Here is a 19,668-nt window from a genome sequence, read left to right as displayed (position 1 = left end):
CAACCGGCACCCGCCGGACAAGCCTCCGAATAGGAACGAAAGTCAGGCCGATTCACCTGTCGGCGCCATCAGTCAGGCGCTGAGCACGGCCTGGTTTAGCGACGAGTTCCCTCTTTTGCAGCTTGTTGTTCTCGCGACGTACGCAGTGGGGCTCTCCGCGCTGGCAGCGCGGCTATTTCGTTGGGATTGAGCGGTGGCACGCCGGGAGAGAAGCGTGCGCTCGCTTTGGCAAGAGGGCGAGCCGGTTCCGGGCGATCGAGGAACGCTATTGCAGCTTTGAGCAACGCGTTCGAGACTGTGGCCCGGTCGTCGCAGAGGTCGGCGGGCGAGATGGGGTCGAAGGCCCCGAGATGGTCGCGCACCTTGTCCGCGTACAGTGGGCTGTCCGACGGTAACGTGTCGGCTACAGCAGCCTGCGCTCCGCAACCGACCGCACCCGGCTGAACTGTCATCGAGGGGCGCATCGTTGAAGGCGGCGCGGTCTCGACGGGGTTCCGGCATCGGGCGTTGGCTATCAGTCGCCGAACAGAAGACAGCGGCACAGAGTGCCATCACCGTACGATGGCAGTCGGGTGGGTCGATTCCCGAGCATGAACCAGCGCCGCGGTCAAGCACAAACGCCTGGCTCGACCACTACAACTGTAATCAACCACACAGGCCACTCGGCGACCGCCATCAGCCATAGAACAGGATGCCCCCGGTCGGCTACCGCCAAGCTCGATGCATAGAACAGCTAGCGCCTCACCGTGGCCGAGGTTGCAGCCACGGCCACGGAGCTGGCTATGGGCTCCCACTCGGGACGGCTACGCGTGAGCATGCGAAGCGCTTTACAGCGACTTTTGCAGATGGTCGGGCAACAGGTAGGTGGCGAGTCGCAGTGTTGGGCGGCTCATTCGACTCTTGTGCTTGTCGAGGAAGTCGAGGAGCCGCTGCTGATCGATCTTGCCGACTTCCCTCAGTGCGGTTCCGACGGGCTTGGTGACGATCTCGCTGGGGTCGTCGAGGAGCAGTTCTGCTAGTGCGATCGGGTCGTCGAGGTCGCTTTGGCGGATCAGCCAGAACGATGCGGTGATCGCCGTTCGTCGCTCGATCGGGGCTTCGGATCGGGCGAGGTCGAAGAGGGGCTGGCGTGACTTGTCGAGGAGGTACCACCCGACCACCCGCGGAGCCGCACGGTCGACGAGATCCCAGATGTTGATGAACTCGTGGTGACTCATATAGGTGTCGTAGAGGCGGCGTCGTTCGTGGTCGGGTAGACCGCGGCGTCGTGCTTTGAAGTCGAGGACTGACACGCCGACCATCCGCGTCTCGTACCAGGGACTGGACAACAGTTCTGGAACGTGGTGAAGATCGAGGTCGGTCCACTCCTTCGCCGTGTCGAACACGTCCTTCATGCGCACGCCGATGGCGTCTAGGCCGCTGTCGGCTGGCAAGCGTCGAACGATCTTGTCCTTCTCAGTTGCGCTCTGCAGGTCAACCAGTGCGTCATGGACCTGACGTTGAGGTCGTGTCATCGTGTTCCTCTCTTCGTAGGGATCGGGACGAAATTTACGGGGAGCGCCAGCAGCCCGGCCTTCACCTGTCGATATCGGTGAAGCCGTACGCGTGTGCCAGGTGTCGCTCGACCAAGAACCCGTTCCCACGTTGTCTTTCGAGCCGCGGATGAGCGCGACTGTGCTCGCTCGATGAAGCGTGGCGATTCGGAGATCGCCGGCATATCAGGTGACGAGCCCACGGCCGAGCAGGTGGATGGAGAGATGCGGCGCGTGCCGCTCCGCGATCCGGGCGGTGCGAATCGCATAGTCGTTCAGCCCGGTATCCTCTCGCGCGGCTGCGCCGAGTGGTCCCTCGATCCCGAGGACTTCGATATCACGCAGGTTAGCCGCCTGAAGCTCTGTTTCGAGCTCCGCAGGGTCATGGTTGTACGAGACCCGGTCAAAGTCAGTGCCGTTAGGATCATTGCCCCCGCTCAGTACGGCCTCCAGATGGCGTTGGATCTCCGCATCAGCGAGCTCGCCTCGGGAGGCGCGCACTGCAGGCTTCGCCCACCTGGACATCGCCGCAGCGATCACCTGCCCGCCAGAACGACAGACTCGGGTTGCTTCGGCTAGGGCACGCTGACGGTCTTCGGCGAGCGGGAGGTGATAGAGCGGTCCCATGAGCAGAACGGCGTCTACGCTGCCAGTCGCCTGCGGCAACTCGCGTGCGTCACCCGGTTCCGCGTTGATCCCCTTTGCCCGTGCCTGCTCGACATGCTTGGTCAGGAGATCGATCACGAGGACGCTATACCCGAGCGAACTGAGCCACTGCGCGTATCGACCCGACGCGCCACCTACGTCGAGGATTGTCGCAGGCGCATTCGGCAGCCAGCGACGGAGCAATTCGCAGGTGCGATCCCATTCCACGAAGTTCTGGGGCAAGACCATGCGGGCATCTTCATCACCTTCCTGATATAGGCCGCGGAGCACCTCATCGGCGTCAGTCATTGCGTCTTCGATCACTGCCATCCTTCTCGATATGCGATGACGTTCACGGTCCGGCTCTTGCTCGTGCTGCATCGACGAACTCGCTATGAATGCCGGTCCGAAGCGGTGCACGCCTGTCACAGGGGCAATCGCACCGCTGTTCGCCAGGAAGACACCAACGTGTACAAGTTTGGTGTGTGAAGTGGGCTTGATGTCAACACTCGATATTCCGAGAGGGAATGGGCGATATGGTAACGAATTGCCAAATGCCGTGACGAATAGTAACGACCCCAGGAGAACGTCGCTGCGATCATCGGCAGCCGCGAGGCTGTAGCCGTCGCTGACCTCCGAACTGCGAGACGAGTAACGGGAGCGCGACGCCCCGCGAGGAGCAGCTTGCCAAGAAGCCGCGCACCGCTGTAGCAGGCATGGACAGTGCCGGTCCTGGCGAGAACAGGAGCGAATCGCCTACTTCGTCTTCGATCCGACAGCGCGAACCGAGTCACGGTGGTGGACATGATGGGGTCAGCGCACGCGAGCTATCCGCGGGTGGAGGCACACGACGATGGCGTGAGGACGCATCGTTGCTCCTACGCGGCGAGGTACCGGTACCGCCGGGCTGCCAGGGGGAGGAACACGGCGATGAGAATGAAGGGCCAGGCGATGGCGAGGAGTGTCGCGTTCTCGGCGGCCCATGATGTCGATGTCGTGATGCCGGGATTGCCGAAGAGTTCGCGCGTGGCAGTGACTGTGGCGGAAAGTGGGTTCCACTCGGCGATGACCCCGAGCCAGGCCGGCATCTGGGCAGGGAGGACGAAGACGTTGGAGATCATCGTCAGCGGGTAGATGGGCGCGAGGGCGACGCTCGTGAGGTCGGGCGACTGCAGTGCGAGGCCGAGGTAGATGCCGACCCACGCGAGCGCGTAGCGCAGAAGCAGCAGGAGCCCGATCGCCGCGAGGGTCTGCCATACGGTTCCGTTGGCGCGCCAGCCGACCAGCAGGCCGCAGGCGAGCAGGGCGATCAGTTCGAGGACGGATGCCGCAAGGTCGGCGAGGCTTCGTCCGGTGACGACGGCGGCGCCTGACATGGGGATCGTGCGAAACCTGTCCGTGATGCCCTTGGCGGTGTCGGTGGTGACGGAGATGACGGTCTGTGCCATGCCGAGCGCCATCGTCATCACGAACAGCCCTGGCATCAGGAACTCGCGGTAGTTGCCGCCGTCGGGCAGCGTGATCGCGCTCCCGAAAACGTACCCGAACATGATCACCATGACGATCGGGAAGAGGAGATTGCCGACAAGCCGTGATGGTTGCTGGCGGAAGTGGGTGAGGTATCTGCGGGTTACGATCAGGCTGTCGTGCAGAGCCCACCGTGACGGCGAGCCGGGGGCGGTTGCGGTGACGGGTGCGAGCGATGTCATGCTGTCTTCTCCTTCCGATCGGTGAGCTTGAGGAACACGTCGTCGAGGGTCGGTTGGCGCAGGGCGATGTCTTCGGGGTCGATGCCGGCCTCGTGGAGTTGTCGCATGGTGGTGCTCAGGTTGTGGAATCGTTCGGGAGCGGGCGCGCTGACGCGGCGACGGTGGAGGTCGATGCCGGGGTCAGTGCCGGTCGAGGCGGCGACGATGCGTGCGGCCGCGTTCGTCTGTTCCTCGTCGCGGAGTGCGAGTTCGATCCGGTCACCCCCGACGCTCTCCTTGAGTTCGCGGGGTGCGCCGCGCGCGATGATCGTCCCGCTGTCGATGACGGCGATCTGGTCGGCGAGGTGGTCGGCCTCGTCGAGATACTGGGTCGTGAGTAGGACGGTTGTGCCTGCCGAGACGAGTTCTCGGATGTCGGTCCAGACCTCGGCGCGCGTGCGTGGATCGAGGCCGGTGGTCGGCTCGTCGAGGAAGAGCACTCGCGGTGCGAGGATGAGGCTGACGGCGAGGTCGAGGCGACGCCGCATCCCGCCGGAGTAGCCGCCTGCGGGTCGGTCGGCGGCGTCGTGGAGTGCGAATCTGTCGAGCAGTTCGTCTGTTCGTTGGCGCGCCTGTCGTCGGTCGAGGTGGTAGAGCCGGGCGAACATGTCGAGGTTCTGCCGTCCGGTCAGGATCTCGTCGACGGCGGAGAATTGTCCGGTGAACCCGATCGCGGCGCGTACTCGGTCGGAGTGTGTCGTGAGGTCGTGTCCGGCGATGCTGGCGTTGCCGGAGTCGGCTTTCAGCAGCGTGGCGAGAATGCGGACCGCCGTGGTCTTTCCCGCACCATTGGGGCCGAGCAGCCCGCATACTGTTCCTTCGTCCACGGAGAGCGTGAATCCGTCGAGCGCCTGTTTCTTTCCGTAGGTTTTGCGGAGGTCGGTGGCGCTGATCATCGCGGTCATGTCAGTTCCTTTCTTCGGGTGGTCTCGGGGCGCTCGGGCCGCTGAGCGCTCGGAGCACGGCGGCGTGTTCGGCGGTCGTGCCGGCCTCGCGGGCGTGACGGGCGCCGTCGGGTGTGAATCCGGCGACGGCCCAGGCAGGGACTTCCGTTCGGGGGATGCCTGCGTCCCACCACTGCCGGAGGAGTTCGAAGCCGTCGTGGCCGGCTTCAGCGAGGGTTGATGCTTCGGAGGGGGTGAAGCCGATGCTGTGGTACACGGCGGCCTGTGCCGGGTCGAGGCCCGTTCTGGCCCAGGACACAGCCGTTGCGGCATCGCGCCATCCGGCGTCGAGGTAAGCGCGGCCGGTCGCGACAGGAACTCCGGAGCGGAGCAGCGCCCGCATGGTCGCGGACTGTTCGCCGGTCAGCGTGTCCGACTTGCGAGGGCGGTGTCCGAGCAGGATCCGCCACCAGCGTCGGGGGCGCGGTCGCTCTCCGGCGAGGTGCCGTTCTGCGGCCTCGGTGTGGCTGTAGCCGAGTTCGTGCCATCGCACGGCGTCGCGGGGTGTCATCCCGGCGCGCAGCAACGGTTGCACGGTGTAGGGGCTGAGGCCGGCGGTGCGCCAGGCGTACGCGTCGCCCGGAGTGTAGACGCCACTGCCGCGCCAGCGTTCGGCTGAGCCCAGCAGAAATCCGTTGTCGATCCAGCGGCGTGCTTCGGCCACGGTGAAGCCGCGCTCGGTCCAACGGTGGAGGTCTTCGGGCTCGGGGTCGGGATGGTCGTCGTAGGCGATGGTCATGGGTGCTCCTTATGCAGTGGCAGGGAGGGCGATGACATGTGCCCATCCAGGTGGCGGTGTCTCGGTGTGGTAGCCGGGGCCGGGTTCGACCAGGCCGACCACGACCGGCACGGGCGGGCGGCGGTCCGGCCACGGGGTTTGCCCGTCGGTGAGGACAAGGATCAGATCAGGCCGGGGTCGCAGCGCGAGCGCGGCGCTGATGCCCTCGCGCATATCCGTGCCGCCGCCGCCGAGCAGCTCGATGTCCTCTGCGCGGCGGATGGTCTGGACGGGGTGGGCGTTCAGGTCGCAGCAGATCACGTGCAGCCGTCGGCTCGGTCCACTGGCGCGGGCGATGATCGCCGTCACTTCGGCGAGGAAGCCGGTCAGGATCGCGGGGGTGATGCTGCCGGAGGTGTCGATGACCAGCGCGATCTCTGGTGCGGGAGCGACCATCGCAGGCATCACGATGCTGTCGACGGCCGGCCTCCGGGAGGGACGGCTATAGGAGAAGTCCACCCGGCCTGCCGCCTGCCGCGCTCCGCGGCGCAGCATCGCGCCGAGCTCGGCGCGCCAGTCGACGGCGGGATGCAGCCTCTCGCTAGCCCAGCGTCGCCAGCCGCCGGGAATCGTGGCTCGCGCGGCCGAGCGGGTTTCGATCTCGCGGGCGACCGCCAATTCGAGGATGTCGCGCTCGGTCTCACTGAGCCCGTCGCCACTGGCCGAGTCCTCGTAGTCGTGCGGGATCCCGTCCGCCGCGCTGCCGCAGTCGATCAGCTCGGCGAGCCGCCGCCCACCCTTGCTGTGGGCGGTGTCGAGAACCTCGATGAGCGACAGGTACTCCTCGGCAAGTCGTCCCTCGGGCAGCCCGAGTGCGTGTGGCGAGATGATCCCGGCCGGTGAGTCGAGTCCTGCCGCTTCGAGGTCGTCGTTGACCTCGGCGTCCGCGGCCTGGTTCCACCGCCGCGCGATCGAGTCCGGCGCGCCCGCCTCGCCGGTGGCATGCGTGCTTGGAGCGTTGGCTGACACCGGGGAGCGGGTCGCGTGATGGCGGACAAGATGCCCGATGTGGTGCAGCAGCCACCAGCCGACCACCGGCGGGGCCGTCGCGAGCGTCGCGCCGGGATCGAGGTGGACGTTCCAGCGGGTGTCGGCCGGGAACGCCCGGAAGTCGTCGTCCGGGACGGGCTCGCCGGTCTCCTCGTCCACGTATGGTTCCAGCACGACCGGTCGGAGTGCGAACAGCGCACTTGCGAGGTATGGCGCCTGCGCTGCGGCCCACAGCCGCGCCTCGGCGAAGCGTGCTAGCACTTCGGGTGTGTGATCGGGGTCTGTCGGAGCCGGGCCGGTCATGGCATGAGTCCTGCTGTGCGGAGGATCGGGGCGAGCTCGAGCATGGCCGTGGGCAGGTTCACCCCGGCCGGTCGCTGGCCTGCAAGCGCCCTGGCGGAGGTCGCGGCCACGTCCGGCGTGGTCTTGGCAACCCGAGCAATCACGTCCCATGCGCGCTCCCATGCCGACTCGCTCGCATCCGCGTGAACGTGGGCGACGACCGCGCCGAGCAGCGCGTGCAGGTGGTCGGGCCGGTCCGGCAGTGGCGCGTGGGGGTCGTTCAGCACCGACTCAGGGTCCGGCAGGTCGAGCGTGCGCAGCCAGGACAGCGCCTCGAAACCCGCCGCCTCTCCGACCGCACCGATCACCAGCGCGGCGATCGTCGCCTCGTCGCTGGCGTTCGCAACCCCGGCGGCCAGGCCGCGCGCCGCCATCTCCCAGCTCCGAGGGCTTGGCCAGCTCCGTCCCGCCCGCTCCGGCGAATCCGGCACGGCAAGCACCAGCTCCGGCCGGATACGAAGGAATGCACCGAGCTGCGCCTTCGCTGTCGCGATCTGCCCGGACGTCGGCGCGGCGACAGAGGCGGCATCGGCGACGGCGAACCCGTGAGCGAATCCCTCAGCGACCGCGGCGGCCTCGATCTGCCAGTCCAGATGGACGAGCCGGTTCGCCAGCGGCGCAGACAGCTCCCAGCCGTCCGCGGCGATTCCGGGCGGGTTCGCTGCGGCGACGATACGCACGCCCTCCGGGAGCACAAGATCGCCCACAGCGCGTTCCAGGACGACGCGGAGCATCGCGGCCTGCACCGCGGGCGGTGCCGTGGTCAGTTCGTCCAGAAACAGCAACCCGGATCCTGAAACGGACAGCCGTTCCGCCCATCGTGGCGGCGCGAACCAGGTCCCGTCATCGCGGATGACGGGAAGACCGGAGAAGTCGCTCGGTTCGCGGATCGAGCCGACCACCACCTCGATCGGCATGCCCAGCTGCTCAGCAAGCGCCACGACGGCGGAGGTCTTGCCGGTGCCTGGCGCACCCCACAGCAGGACAGGGAGGTTCGCCCTCACCGCCAGTGAGAGCGCCGAACGCACGGTCTCGTTCTTGGTCATGAGGTCCTCCTTCATATGCGCGCGGGCAGCACGAAGCCGCCCGTTTTCGGGTGTGCTGATCTCCGGCGGCTGAGGCTGCTGCTCGCCGCCTACGGATGGGGTCGGCTACCCGCCTATTTCTGGCTGCCGAACAGACCTCTGCCGCCGTACTTCTTGTGGATGGCCTGCTTGGACACGCCCAGCACGGCCGCGATGTCGACCCAGGTCGCTCCCTGGTTGCGGGCACGGCGCACCAGCACCGCCTCCACACGCTCCATCTCCTTGCGAACCTGCACGGTCGCATCCAACCCGACCAGCGGGTCCTCGCTCGCCGTCGCCCGGGCTAGCGCCGTCAACTGCTCCACGTCCATGTGGTCAACCATAATTGACCGCTTGGCCGAAGTCAACCTGGATTGACCGGTGCGCCGGGCGTGGAGGGCTGCGCTCGGCATGGAACGGTATCGACCGGGACGCCGACCCTCCGCAAAGTCGACGTCGAGCGCTTCTCCGACGCAGGCCCTCGCCAAGAGGGCGGCGGCCACGACCTCAGAGCATTTCGGGCGAGGATGCCAAGTCACCACAAAGTCCGAAGCCTGGACGAACAAGCATAACTCTGGCTCGTCAGAGCATTGAAGGCTCAGTAGACCACTCCATACGGTTGCTTTGAACATCACGATCGAACCGAGCACAGAAGGCAGGGCGTGGGCATGGTGGCTGACGGCAGAGGCATCGTCGCAGAACAGTCGGCGCCGGTGGTTCGCCTTCGCAGTCTTGTGCGGCATGCAGACGATGATTGTCATCGATGTCAGCATCGTCACGGTCGCGCTTCCCTCTATCCAACGCGATCTCGATATCGACCAATCGCATCTGAGTTGGGTGATCAATGCCTACACGATCGGATTCGGCGGTCTGCTGCTCTTGGCAGGGCGTCTAGGAGACCTGATCGGACGCAAGACCGTCTTCATCGCCGGCGTGGCTGCGTTTACCGGCGCCTCCGCGCTGAGCGGGTTGGCGTGGAGCCAAGAAGTTCTCATCGCGACCAGGTTCTTCCAGGGTGTGGGTGCAGGCCTGGCATACGCGGTGGCCATCGGCGTTGTGATCACGCTTTTCACCGAGCCGCGAGAACGTGGCCGAGCGCTGGGGCTGGTCGGCTTCGCGCAGGCCGCTGGAGCCTCGGCGGGCATCGTCCTCGGTGGCGTCATCTCGCATGCGATGAGCTGGCATTGGGTCTTCTACGTCAACGTCCCCATCGGGATCGTCGCCTCCGCACTGGCCGTCCGGCTCATTCCCCGCGACCGTGGCCTGGGATTACGTGCGGGATTGGACGTCGCCGGCGCCGCGCTTGTCACAGCCGGACTCATGCTTGGCGCGTATGCCGTGGTCGCCGTCGGCGACCACGGCTGGAACTCCCCACACGCGCTCGTCGGCCTTGCATCGCTGGCGCTGCTGGGTGGCTTCGTCCTCCGGCAGGCGACCGCCCGCGTCCCCTTGATCCGTCTTGCATTCCTGCGTAACCGCACCCTGGCCGGTGGGAACGTCATCCACATCCTGACGACGGCAAGCACCGTTCCTTTCACCATCCTCATCGCCCTCTACTTTCAGCAGGTCGCGGGATATAGTCCCCTCGACGCCGCGTTCTCTCTGATGCCGCTCGCGATCGCCTCAGCCCTCACATCGCTCACGCTCTACCCGCGCCTAGCCGCGCGCTTCGGGAGCCGCAGCCTGCTGGTCACTGGCCTGACCGCCGTGACGTGTGGTCTCCTGCTCGCGACCCGCCTGCCGACCGATCCGCTATACGCGGTCGACATCCTGCCCGCTATCACACTGGTCGGCGCGGGCAGCGGGATCGTGATGCCAGCGGTCATCGCGACCAGCATGACGGTCCCCGACCTCCGGGACGCAGGACTGGCTTCCGGTGTAGCCGCCACCTCAGGCATGGTGGGCGATACCGCAGGCATCGTGATCCTCACCACGGCGGCCGCCGCTCACACCGCCACGCTTCTCAGCGGTGGTTCACAGCCGGTGCCCGCGCTCAACGACGGATTCCACGTCGCGTTCGGCATCGCCGCGGCACTCGCAGCCCTAGCAGCGGCGATTGCCTCACTGCTCCTACGCCGTCACGCTCCTCTGAGCACGCCTGTGCCACGATGAAGACGCACACGCGACCCAGTGGCATGCCGCTGTCACGCACCTTCGTGCAACCCGCCTCCGTCATCTACCGGCATCGTTGCTCCTGCATCGCGTGCGCGTAGCCGCGCCCCTTCCCATCTTGATCCCCACGAGCAGCGAGGTGCCGCATGACTGAGGAACTAAGGACCGTGTGGACCAGTGTCACAACAGAATTCGGTGACCCGCGAGCCCTCCTGCACATGTCGTCCGTCTTGTCGGATGATGAGCCGCGTCCCGGGGTCGTGCTCGTAGACGGTTCTGGTGACGGGGTGTGTGACGACTGGGGCGGCTGGCCAGAGCGGGTCGCATCGTGCGATGCCGTTGTGCTCACCTATGACAAGCCCGGCTGTGGTGGTTCGCCTGGACACTGGACCCAGCAGACGATGGCGGATCGGGCCGTCGAGGCGCTGGCTGCCGTCGAGGTTCTGCGCGCCGACCCACGTTGCCAGGGGCAACCGGTCGGTCTGCTCGGAGTGAGCCAGGGAGGATGGGCGTCGCTGCTGGCGTCCGCGATCGGCGGTACGGACTTCGTCGTCTCGGTGTCAGGCCCGGGCGTCTCACCTGCCGCGCAGGAGCGGGATCGTATCTCTCGCGAGCTGGCCGGTCTTCCGTCTCAGGAGCACGCGGATGCGATGGCGTGGGTCGATGAGCGCTGCGCGCGACTGGTCGCCGGCGAGCCGGTCGACGCGGTGCTCGCCGACCAGCAGCGGTTCACTGGCCGCTCGTGGTACTCGGCGGTGTCTGTCGCCTACGACACCCAAGAGGACCTCGCCTTCGTCGCAGGCATGCTGGACTTTGACCCGGTGCCGGTACTGCGGTCGGTCACCTCGCCGGTGCTTGCGCTGTTCGGCGGCTCCGACCCGCTCATCCCGGTCACGGAGAGCGTCGCGGCGTACGCGGGGAACCTCGCCGCGCTTGATGGCGTGAGTCACGGGCTCGCCGTGTTCCCGCGCGCGAACCACGGCCTGTTCGTCCCCGACACTGCGCCAGGCGGCAACGCTAGACAGCTGGCCGCAGGAGTTCTTCCGATGATCGCGAGTTTCCTTACCGACGCCCGCGTGCGGCAACCTTCCTCGTGACCTTGACCCCGAGCCTGGTCGGCGAGGCGGGACGTCAATCTGCGGAGGCTCGGACGGCCGCCTCATCGTGAGTGGGCTACGTGCGTCTGGTGAGCGACCGCGCGAGCAGATCGGTGATTCGGTGGCCGTGGATGAGGTCGGGATCGAGGTCGGGATCGTAGATCGTCAGGTCCAGACCGATGAAGCGCTCAGATGCGGTGAGCGGTCCCAGGATGAGTGCAAGTTGGTCAAAGCTGAGTCCTCCCGGCTCGGGGCTATCGACGGCCGGCATCAGGTCTGGGTCGATGACGTCGACGTCCAGATGAACCCAGAATCCGCTGAGATCGGGACGCTCGACGACGCTCAGGGCTTCTCGTACGGCGTTCTCGGTATCAGTCGCCGTGGTGACGGCATCGAGGACCATCACCCCGTCTGCTGCCGCGTCGCCAGCGAACTCGTCGCCCGGGCGCGAGCCGATCGACACGACATCGGACGAACGCAAATACGGACCCCGGCCGTCTAGGTTCGCCAGTGCCCCGCCAAGGCCCGTCACCAGCGCGAGGCTCTCGCCGCCCGCGGATCCCACCGAGTCGCTGTTTCCCGGGTGTCGGTAGTCAAGGCCGTCAATGCTGATCAGACCGTACGGTCCGCTGCGATTCAGAGCGAGCCCAATGCCGATGAGGATGCTGCAGTCGCCGCCCAGCACGACAGGGAGGCCCCGGTCGGCAATGATCGACTCGAGCCGTTCCGCCAAACGTCGTGAATGATCGGCGATCGTCGCCTCATTGCGTACCGCACCCGCGACGCGACCAGGGCGATACCGTCCTGGCGTCACGAATCCGCCGTCTTGCGCGCCGAGCAAGTCCAGGAGCCCCGCGTCTCGAAGCGCCCCGGGCGCCTTGTAACAGCCTGGCACAGCCCCTTCCTCGGGAGGGCGCAGCCCAAGATTCGACGGCGCATCCACGACGACAAACCGCCGCGTGACTTCGGGCATCGGCATCCATTCTCCTGACCTACGCACGCGGAGGCTTCTCACGAGCCAGACTCGGGGACTTGTCTATGGTGCGATCCGGCATGGCTTCCACCTGATTCTATGAAATCGACCTTTGCAAGCTTACGAACCTGTGCGGTCGCCACCGTTGGATAGAACCGCCTCCAGCGCCAGCTCTGCGAGTACGAGCCGTACTGAGCGTGCGCGGCACGGCGCAGGCGTCCGTGTCGGGCGTTCACGGCTGCTGGTGGGTCTTTCCTGCTGCGGAACTACCCCGACGGCGGAACAGGGGGATGATCACCGCTGCGGCAGCGACGTGCATGAAAGTCAACGACAGCTTGGTCTCGGTATCCGCTTCATAGCCGAATGCTGGCAGCGTCGAAATCGCCGCCGCCGTGAGCGCGAGCACCGTCCATACGGTTCGCGCTCGCACGGTGAAAAGTTCGAGCACGACAAGCAGAACCCATCCCGCGACGGCGGCCGCGAGCACGGAACCGATGACGGCCCAGATGGTGACGTCCATGGACGCGTGCTCGTCGCCGAACGAGACGACGAACGACGCGCCCGCCGCACCTCCTGCTAGCCAGATGAGCGTGCAGCCCAGTGTCGCGACAACGGCGCCGAGCAGGCGCGGGCGCCAGTTGGCCGTCAACGTCTGGGGCAACTTGGGTCGGCTGCTGGCCCGAGTGGTTTGAATCTCAGAGGGCATGAGGTCTCCTGGCTTTGAAAGGCCATGGCGGTAATCGACACGGCGATGATCACGCTATGTCCCATCTGGGGCACGATCAATACGCGGATACACCGCCTTCATGTGTGATCGTCCCCCGAGTGCGAGTCATCGTATAGACTCAGTTCATGGACATGATGAGCGAGGTGGTCGCGGTCCTCCGGCGAGGACGACCGCGGTCTCAGCGCGTCACCTGGACGGCACCATGGGGTCAGCGTTTCGCTGCGGTCGTGGGCTCGGCCGGATTCCAGGTGATCCTCCGCGGGACGTGCTGGCTGCTCCGTGATGGTGAGGAACCGGTACGCCTACAGACAGGAGACGTCCTGTTCCTCCCCAGCGGGGTCGAGCATGCGCTCGCCGATCAGGTCGATGCCGAGCTGGCTGAGGCGTGCGAACCGGGCCGAGTGACTGGCAACGGCGCCGTTGCTATACCGTCGGACCCGGATCATGGGATACCGGGGGAACAAACGGTCACGCTATGCGGCGCCTACGAACTGGACCTGCGTTTCATCCACCCGTTGCTTGCGCAACTCCCGCCCGTGGTGGTCTTGCGCGCGCCATTCGATCGCGGCGAGCCGCTCCGGGACGCGGTAGAACTACTCGCGATGGAACTCGACCGACCTGGACCGGGCACGGATCACCTGGTCGCCGCACTCCTCGACGTACTGTTCATCCACATCCTCCGGGCGTGCCACGACGAGCGCGTCCTACCGGACAACGCACATTCCTGGATCACCGCAATCCGAGACACAGGAATCCGCTCCGCACTAGACGCCTTCCACGACAACCCAGGGCACCCCTGGACAGTCGCCGAACTCGCTCAGCATGCGGTCATGTCCCGCACCGCCTTCGCTCGCCGATTCCATGAACTGATCGGCGATCCACCCATGACCTACATCACCTGGTGGCGGATGAATCTCGCCGCCGCCCTGCTCACCGACACGGATCAATCCATGCGCGCGATCGCTCAGCGTGTTGGCTACAGCTCGGAGTACGCCTTCGCACACGCCTTCCGCCGGGAACGTGGAATATCGCCAGGGGCAGCACGCCGAGCCGGCAGACGCGGCGGCCTCCCGGACACCGGCAATCCACCAGAAGAAGGAGACACGGCGTGACAGACCGAAGCTCAAGCCCACTCCCCGAAATCGTCGTGGACGAGTTCGGCGACCGCAATGGGACACCCGTCCTCCTGCTCCATGGAGGTGGAGTCGCCGGGTGGATGTGGCGACCACTGATCGAGCAGATGAGTCCCGGATACCGACTCCTTGTCCCGGACCTGCCAGGGCACGACCGCAGCGCGCACGCAGACTACGAGTCACACGAACGGACCATCGAGGCGCTCGTGGAAGCGCTCGAGCACCGTCAGGTCCGCCCGGTCGCGGTCGTCGGCTTCTCGCTCGGCGCGCAACTCGCTGTGCTCCTCGCCGTCCGCCGCCCTGACCTGGTCTCGCACGTCGGGATCATCAGCGCCCAGGCAGAACCATCGAGATGGCCGAACGCGACCCTCGCACTGCTGCGAACGGCGGCGCCGCTTGCGAAGCGGGAGTGGTTCGCGCGAGCACAGGCGAAGGAACTGTTCATCCCCCCGACCCTGTTCCCCGACTACCTCAGAACCACTCAGGACCTTTCGACACGGACCCTCTTGGCGTCGGTGGGCGAGAACATACGGTTCACAATCCCGCCGACGTGGGCCTCATACGCAGGCAGAACTCTCGTCCTGGTGGGCGAGCGAGAACGAGCGATCATGGCCCGCTCGGCGCACCACCTCACCCGTTATCGAGCCGATGGCGAGCCTGAAACCATCGCCGAGTGTGGTCACGGAGTTCCGCTCCAGAAGCCACACTGGCTGGCAGACCGACTACAGGCTTGGCTTGCCTGATTGGGTTCACGCCCGACGGCGGTGCCTGAGGCAACATCGAGTCCCTGTATTCAGCGTGATTGCGTCCGTAGCATGACGCGGAGAGCTGTCACCGCCTGAATCGGCAGGACGCCGTTTCCAAGCGCAGCGAGTTGCTGGTTGTCGGTCAGATCGTGGGACGACTCGGTGACCCAGCCAGGTTCGAGACCCATGAGCCATTCCACGAACTCTGGCGCGGGCCGCGGCCCCTTCGTCGTGCTTAGGAGGGCTGGCTTAGGGGCAGATCGCCCGGTGATGTGTTCCCATCGCGCGACGGCTGTGGCGTAGCGTCCCCAGCGGTGAAGATGTCTTCGATCAAGGACCACAGCGTCTCCGACTCGTCGTTCTGGTTCGCTGAGCCGTCCGGTCCGTGCAAGGCGAGGTCGATGACTTGATGCAACAGCGCTACCGTCCCGCGACGAACTCGCACTTGCGCCAAGGTCTCCCCGCCGGAGGTCGGCCAGGTCTCCGAGTACGGCGCCAAGTGCCCGTAGAGGTCGGGTTGGCTGGTCTCCCGGACCCCACGGGTCGGGTTCCACACCGCGAAGGGTGGCACCTGTGGCGGTTGCAGGGGCGGGGTTGCGTCGTTCATCCTCGTGTCCTTCCGGAGGCGGGCGGAACGCGGGTGCGGAGAGCAGTCCGCGCACGTTCTCGATGACGACCCATTCGGGTTGCAGCGCCTCGATGGCGGTCGCCATGTGCGCCCAGAGGCCGGAGCGGGTGCCGGGTGCAAGGCCGGCCATCTTCCCAACCGTGGACACGTCCTGCAGGGGAATCCTCCGCAGAGCACATCAACCGGCTCGACCCTGCCCCAGTCGATCGTGGTGATGTCGCCGAGGTTGGGCGCGTCGGGCCAGTGGTGAGCGAAGATGCGGGCGACGGGCTCGTTGATCTCCGAGAACCAGATCGTGCGGGCGTTGAAGACCTCCTCAACGGCGATGTCGAGTCCTCCGTAGCCGGAGAACAGCGACCCGACCCGCAGCGGACGGGCGTCGCTCTCGTCGTTCGGCTTGCGCATGAGGACTCCGGCAGATCGGTGACCCCGGCCGTCGCTCCACTCGTGACCTCGATGCCGGGCTGGTCACCTGCCAGGTGCTCGCGTCGCATCCCGCGCTAGATTTCGCACCGGCCGCCCGCGACCCTGGCGAACTGCTATCCCGCACCTCGCCTCAGAGCCACCACGCCTCTTGCAGATCGAGGTTGAGCCTGCCGGTCGGCGGGCCGCTGCTCACCTCGTGAGCAAGCAGATAGGGCGGCGCGGATGACGGTTTCGATGCGCGTGATGAGCGCTGGCGACGGGTATAAGTACCTGCTGCGCACTGTCGCGGCCGGCGACGGCGACCGCTCGCTCTCGACTCCGTTGACGCGCTACTACAACGCCGAAGGCACCCCTCCGGGTCGCTGGCTTGGCGCCGGAGTCGCCACGCTCGGAGGCGGACGGATCAACGTGGGCGATCAGGTCTCCGAAGCACAGCTCCAGCTCCTCGTCGGCATGGGCCGCGAGCCCATCACCGGGGAACCGCTCGGCCGCGCGTACCCCGAGTACCGAACCGTGGCCGACCGGGTCGAGGCGCGGACCGGGGCACTCGATCCATCGCTCGGGCCAGCGTCACGCGCAGAAGCGGTCGCAGCCATCGAAGCCGAGGAAGCCGAGCGCGGGATGCGGCGGGCGGTAGCGGGGTTCGACTTCACGTTCTCGATCCCGAAGTCCGCGAGCGTGCTGTGGGCGGTTGCGGACGCGGGGACGCAGGCGTTGATCGCGGATGCGCATCATGCGGCGGTTGCGGAGGTGGTTGCGTTCATGGAGCGGGAGGTCACAGCCACCCGCACGGGCGCAACCGGGCGCGACGGCGCTGTTGCACAAGTCGACGTCGCAGGGCTCATCGCCGCGGTGTTCGATCACTACGACAGCCGGGCGGGCGACCCGCACTTGCACACGCATGTCGTCATCAGCAACAAGGTGCAGACCGTCCTCGACGGCAAATGGCGGAGCCTGGATGGACGGCCGATGCACGCTGCTGTGGTCGCGCTCTCCGAGCTGCACGAAGCGGTCTTCGCTGACCACCTCACCCGATCGTTTGGCGTCTCGTGGGAGGCGCGCGACAAGGGCCGCGACCGCAACCCGGCGTGGGCGATCACTGCGGTGCCGGAGGCGCTGGTGAAGGAGTTCTCCACTCGTGCCCGGCATATCGACGCCGAGACCGACCGGCTTATCGAGAACTACGTGGCTGAGCATGGGCGGCGGCCGTCGCCGGCGACGATCACGAAGCTCCGCGCCCAGGCCACCCTCTCGACCCGGCCGGAGAAGGAGGTGCGGTCGCTGGCCGATCTCACTGCGTCGTGGCGGGAACGGGCCGGACAGATACTCGGGTCGGATACGACGTCGTGGGCGCGAAGCGTGACGACGAACGAGGAGCCGTTGCTGCTGCGCGCCGACGACGTGCCGTTGGATGTGATCGCCTCGCTCGGGCAAGACGTGGTGACCGCGGTCGGCGAGAAGCGCTCCACCTGGCATCGCTGGAACCTCACTGCCGAGGCCGCGCGGCAGACGATGGGGTGTCGGTTCGCCTCGACGGAGGATCGCGAAGCCATCGTCGGACTAATCGTGGACGCCGCCGAATCCGCGTCGCTGCGCCTGACCCCGCCCGAGCTCGAATCCAGCCCGGCCGCATTCCGCCGGCCGGACGGCACGAGCGTGTTCCGTCCGAAGCACTCCGCGCTGTTCTCCTCCGAGGTTCTGCTCGCCGCCGAAGACCGCCTCCTCGAGCGCGCCCGCACTACCACTGCCCCGACCGTGCCGCTGACGACCGTCGAACGTGTCACGAAGCGGCCCGACAGCAAGGGCCGGATGCTCGGTGACGACCAGGCAGCCGCGCTGACAAAGATCGCCGTCTCCGGGCGGATGGTCGACGTGCTGGTCGGCCCTGCTGGGGCGGGGAAGACCACGGCGATGTCCGCGTTGCGGCGGGCGTGGGAACACGAGCACGGACGTGGCAGCGTGGTGGGGCTCGCGCCGTCCGCGGTCGCCGCGCAGGTTCTGGCCGATGACCTCGGCATCCAGACCGAGAACACCGCGAAGTGGCTTGACACCCACGACCGCACCGGCGAGACGTTCGCGAAGGGTCAGCTCGTCATCGTTGACGAGGCGTCGCTGGCGGGCACGCTCTCCCTTGACCGCATCACCGCCTTGGCGGCGGAGGCCGGGGCGAAGGTGCTGCTGGTCGGGGATCACGCCCAGCTTCAGTCCGTCACCGCCGGGGGCGCGTTCTCCCTCCTCGTCCGCGACCGTGACGATGCCCCGGAGCTGGTCGATGTGCACCGATTCGTCAACATGTGGGAGAAGACCGCATCCCTCGCGCTGCGGCATGGGCGCACCGATGTCATCGACACCTACGCCGAGCACGGCCGCGTGATCGGCGGGGAGACCGAGGCGATGATCGACGCCGCCTACACCGCCTGGCGTACGGACACTCTCGCCGGTCGGGCCAGTGTGCTCGTGACCGACTCGAACGAATCCGTCCAGGCGCTCAACAACCGGGCGCGGGCCGACCTGATCCTCGACGGCACTGTGAACGCCAGCCGCGAGGTCGAACTGCACGACGGCACCCGTGCCGCTGCCGGGGACACCGTCATCACCCGACGAAACGACCGCCGCCTCCGCGCCGGCCGCTCCTGGGTCCGCAACGGCGACAGATGGACAATCACCGAGGTCCGCGACGACGGCGCCCTCACCCTCCGCCGCGCAGGGCGCAAGTGGGGCGCCTCGGTCGTGGTCCCGGCCGAGTACGCAGCCGAGCACCTTGACCTCGGCTACGCCGTCACTTCCTACCGGGCGCAGGGGATCACGGTCGACTCCTCGCACGTCCTGGCGGATGCGTCGATGACCAGAGAGACGTTCTACGTCGCCATGACAAGAGGTCGTGAGGAGAACATCGCCTACGTCGCCGTCGACAAGCCTGACCCCGCCCATGACGGCCCGCATCCCGGCGACAACACCGAGGCCACCGCCCGGTCGGTGTTGTTCGGGGTGCTGCAGCACGTCGGCGCCGAGCTGTCCGCGCATGAGACGATCATCGCCGAGCAGGAAGCCTGGGCCTCGATCGCTCAGCTCGCCGCCGAGTACGAGACCCTGGCCGCCGCCGCACAGCACGACCGCTGGGCCGCGCTCATTCGCTCGTCTGGGCTCAGCGATGAAGACGCAGACGACGCGATCGCCTCACCCGCATTCGGAGCACTGACCGCCGAGCTGCGGCGGGCCGAGGCAAACCAGCACGATGTCGAGACCCTGCTGCCGCGCCTTGTGCGAGCACGCGGGTTCGGGGACGCCGACGACATCGCCGCGGTCCTGCACTACCGAGTCGCAAAGACGACCGCCCGGCCATCAGGGTCCGGTCGTGCACGGAAGGCACCACGCTTGATCGCAGGCCTCATCCCCGAAGCCGCCGGCACCATGCCGGCCGAGATGCGGCAGGCGCTGATCGAGCGACGCGACATCATCGAGACCCGGGCCGATGCGCTCCTCGACACCGCGCTCACCGAGAAGCACGAGTGGATCACGAAGCTCGGCGTCCTGCCGAAGCGGGCACGAGCGGCCCAAGCATGGCGGAACGCCGCGCGCACCATCGCTGCCTACCGTGACCGCTACGGCATCACCGGGCGTGCACCCCTCGGAGCACCCGTCGAGACCGAGGCGCAGAAGATCGACGCCGCCCGTGCCCGTGCCGCGCTCGACCGGGCGCAGAGCCTCGCCCAGGCTGAGCAGCCCGAGCAGGAACGCGCCCAGCGCACCGGGCCGCAGCGCGTCAGTCCGTCGCTGTAGCGG

Annotated in this window: 15 protein-coding genes and 2 pseudogenes; 6 read left to right on the top strand and 11 right to left on the bottom strand. The window is 66.9% G+C overall.

Annotation, left to right across the window (positions count from 1 at the left end; genetic code table 11):
• Positions 1–190 (top strand): annotated as a pseudogene (locus RH864_RS18095) (ABC transporter permease); the annotation flags it as partial.
• Between the two features lie 637 nt (positions 191–827).
• On the opposite strand, the gene RH864_RS18090 reads toward RH864_RS18095, so the two are convergent.
• The 8 genes from RH864_RS18090 to RH864_RS18055 form a co-directional block, all read right to left on the bottom strand.
• Positions 828–1,514, bottom strand: a complete 687-nt coding sequence (locus RH864_RS18090; protein WP_310518977.1) for a DNA alkylation repair protein — start codon at positions 1,512–1,514, stop codon at positions 828–830.
• 204 nt (positions 1,515–1,718) lie between these two features.
• A complete protein-coding gene (locus tag RH864_RS18085; RefSeq protein WP_310518976.1) occupies positions 1,719–2,501 on the bottom strand; it encodes a class I SAM-dependent methyltransferase in 783 nt (260 codons plus the stop codon).
• A 554-nt stretch (positions 2,502–3,055) separates the two neighbouring features.
• Positions 3,056–3,886: an ABC transporter permease gene (locus tag RH864_RS18080; RefSeq protein WP_310518975.1), complete on the bottom strand. Its 831-nt coding sequence runs from the start codon at positions 3,884–3,886 to the stop codon at positions 3,056–3,058.
• Positions 3,883–4,830 (bottom strand): ATP-binding cassette domain-containing protein, encoded by a 948-nt coding sequence (locus RH864_RS18075; RefSeq protein WP_310518974.1) that lies wholly within the window; start codon positions 4,828–4,830, stop codon positions 3,883–3,885. Before RH864_RS18075 ends, RH864_RS18080 begins: the two co-directional genes overlap by 4 nt.
• Position 4,831: 1 nt before the next feature.
• Entirely contained in the window at positions 4,832–5,608 is a 777-nt protein-coding gene (locus RH864_RS18070; RefSeq protein ID WP_310518973.1) for a hypothetical protein, read from the bottom strand.
• Between the two features lie 9 nt (positions 5,609–5,617).
• Complete coding sequence (locus RH864_RS18065) at positions 5,618–6,940, bottom strand: vWA domain-containing protein (protein WP_310518972.1); 1,323 nt, start codon at positions 6,938–6,940, stop codon at positions 5,618–5,620.
• On the bottom strand, positions 6,937–8,085 hold the full coding sequence (locus RH864_RS18060; protein WP_279586378.1) for an AAA family ATPase: 1,149 nt from the start codon (positions 8,083–8,085) through the stop codon (positions 6,937–6,939). The genes RH864_RS18065 and RH864_RS18060 overlap by 4 nt, the downstream gene beginning before the upstream one ends.
• Before the next feature lie 53 nt (positions 8,086–8,138).
• Complete coding sequence (locus tag RH864_RS18055) at positions 8,139–8,375, bottom strand: hypothetical protein (protein WP_024842381.1); 237 nt, start codon at positions 8,373–8,375, stop codon at positions 8,139–8,141.
• Between the two features lie 292 nt (positions 8,376–8,667).
• Between RH864_RS18055 and RH864_RS18050 the strand changes: the two genes are divergently transcribed.
• Both RH864_RS18050 and RH864_RS18045 read left to right on the top strand, forming a co-directional pair.
• The gene (locus RH864_RS18050) at positions 8,668–10,155 is read left to right on the top strand and encodes an MFS transporter (RefSeq protein ID WP_310518971.1); all 1,488 of its coding nucleotides are present in this window, start codon (positions 8,668–8,670) and stop codon (positions 10,153–10,155) included.
• Between the two features lie 146 nt (positions 10,156–10,301).
• Positions 10,302–11,252 carry an alpha/beta hydrolase family protein gene (locus tag RH864_RS18045; RefSeq protein WP_310518970.1) on the top strand — a complete coding sequence of 317 codons (951 nt, stop codon included), beginning with the start codon at positions 10,302–10,304 and terminating at the stop codon, positions 11,250–11,252.
• 76 nt (positions 11,253–11,328) lie between these two features.
• On the opposite strand, the gene RH864_RS18040 is transcribed toward RH864_RS18045, so the two are convergent.
• Both RH864_RS18040 and RH864_RS18035 read right to left on the bottom strand, forming a co-directional pair.
• Complete coding sequence (locus RH864_RS18040) at positions 11,329–12,225, bottom strand: arginase family protein (protein ID WP_310518969.1); 897 nt, start codon at positions 12,223–12,225, stop codon at positions 11,329–11,331.
• Positions 12,226–12,457: 232 nt separating this feature from the next.
• A complete protein-coding gene (locus RH864_RS18035) occupies positions 12,458–12,931 on the bottom strand; it encodes a DUF6069 family protein (RefSeq protein ID WP_310518968.1) in 474 nt (157 codons plus the stop codon).
• Positions 12,932–13,077: 146 nt separating this feature from the next.
• Here RH864_RS18035 and RH864_RS18030 point away from each other — a divergent pair, with 146 nt between their 5' ends.
• Together RH864_RS18030 and RH864_RS18025 are read left to right on the top strand one after the other, a co-directional pair.
• Positions 13,078–14,064: an AraC family transcriptional regulator gene (locus RH864_RS18030; RefSeq protein ID WP_310518967.1), complete on the top strand. Its 987-nt coding sequence runs from the start codon at positions 13,078–13,080 to the stop codon at positions 14,062–14,064.
• Positions 14,061–14,828, top strand: coding sequence for an alpha/beta fold hydrolase (locus RH864_RS18025; RefSeq protein ID WP_310518966.1), 768 nt, complete (start codon positions 14,061–14,063; stop codon positions 14,826–14,828). Before RH864_RS18030 ends, RH864_RS18025 begins: the two co-directional genes overlap by 4 nt.
• Before the next feature lie 50 nt (positions 14,829–14,878).
• On the opposite strand, the pseudogene RH864_RS18020 reads toward RH864_RS18025, so the two are convergent.
• A pseudogene (locus RH864_RS18020) lies at positions 14,879–15,864 on the bottom strand (DNA cytosine methyltransferase).
• 255 nt (positions 15,865–16,119) lie between these two features.
• Between RH864_RS18020 and mobF the strand changes: the two are divergent.
• The gene (gene mobF, locus RH864_RS18015) at positions 16,120–19,665 is read left to right on the top strand and encodes a MobF family relaxase (RefSeq protein WP_449224138.1); all 3,546 of its coding nucleotides are present in this window, start codon (positions 16,120–16,122) and stop codon (positions 19,663–19,665) included.
• Positions 19,666–19,668: the final 3 nt, after the last annotated feature.

The organism is Agromyces aerolatus, assembly GCF_031432255.1.
Classification (GTDB): domain Bacteria; phylum Actinomycetota; class Actinomycetes; order Actinomycetales; family Microbacteriaceae; genus Agromyces.
The sequence above is the reverse complement of the archived record's forward strand: the minus strand, read 5'-3'. Positions and strand labels throughout refer to the sequence as shown.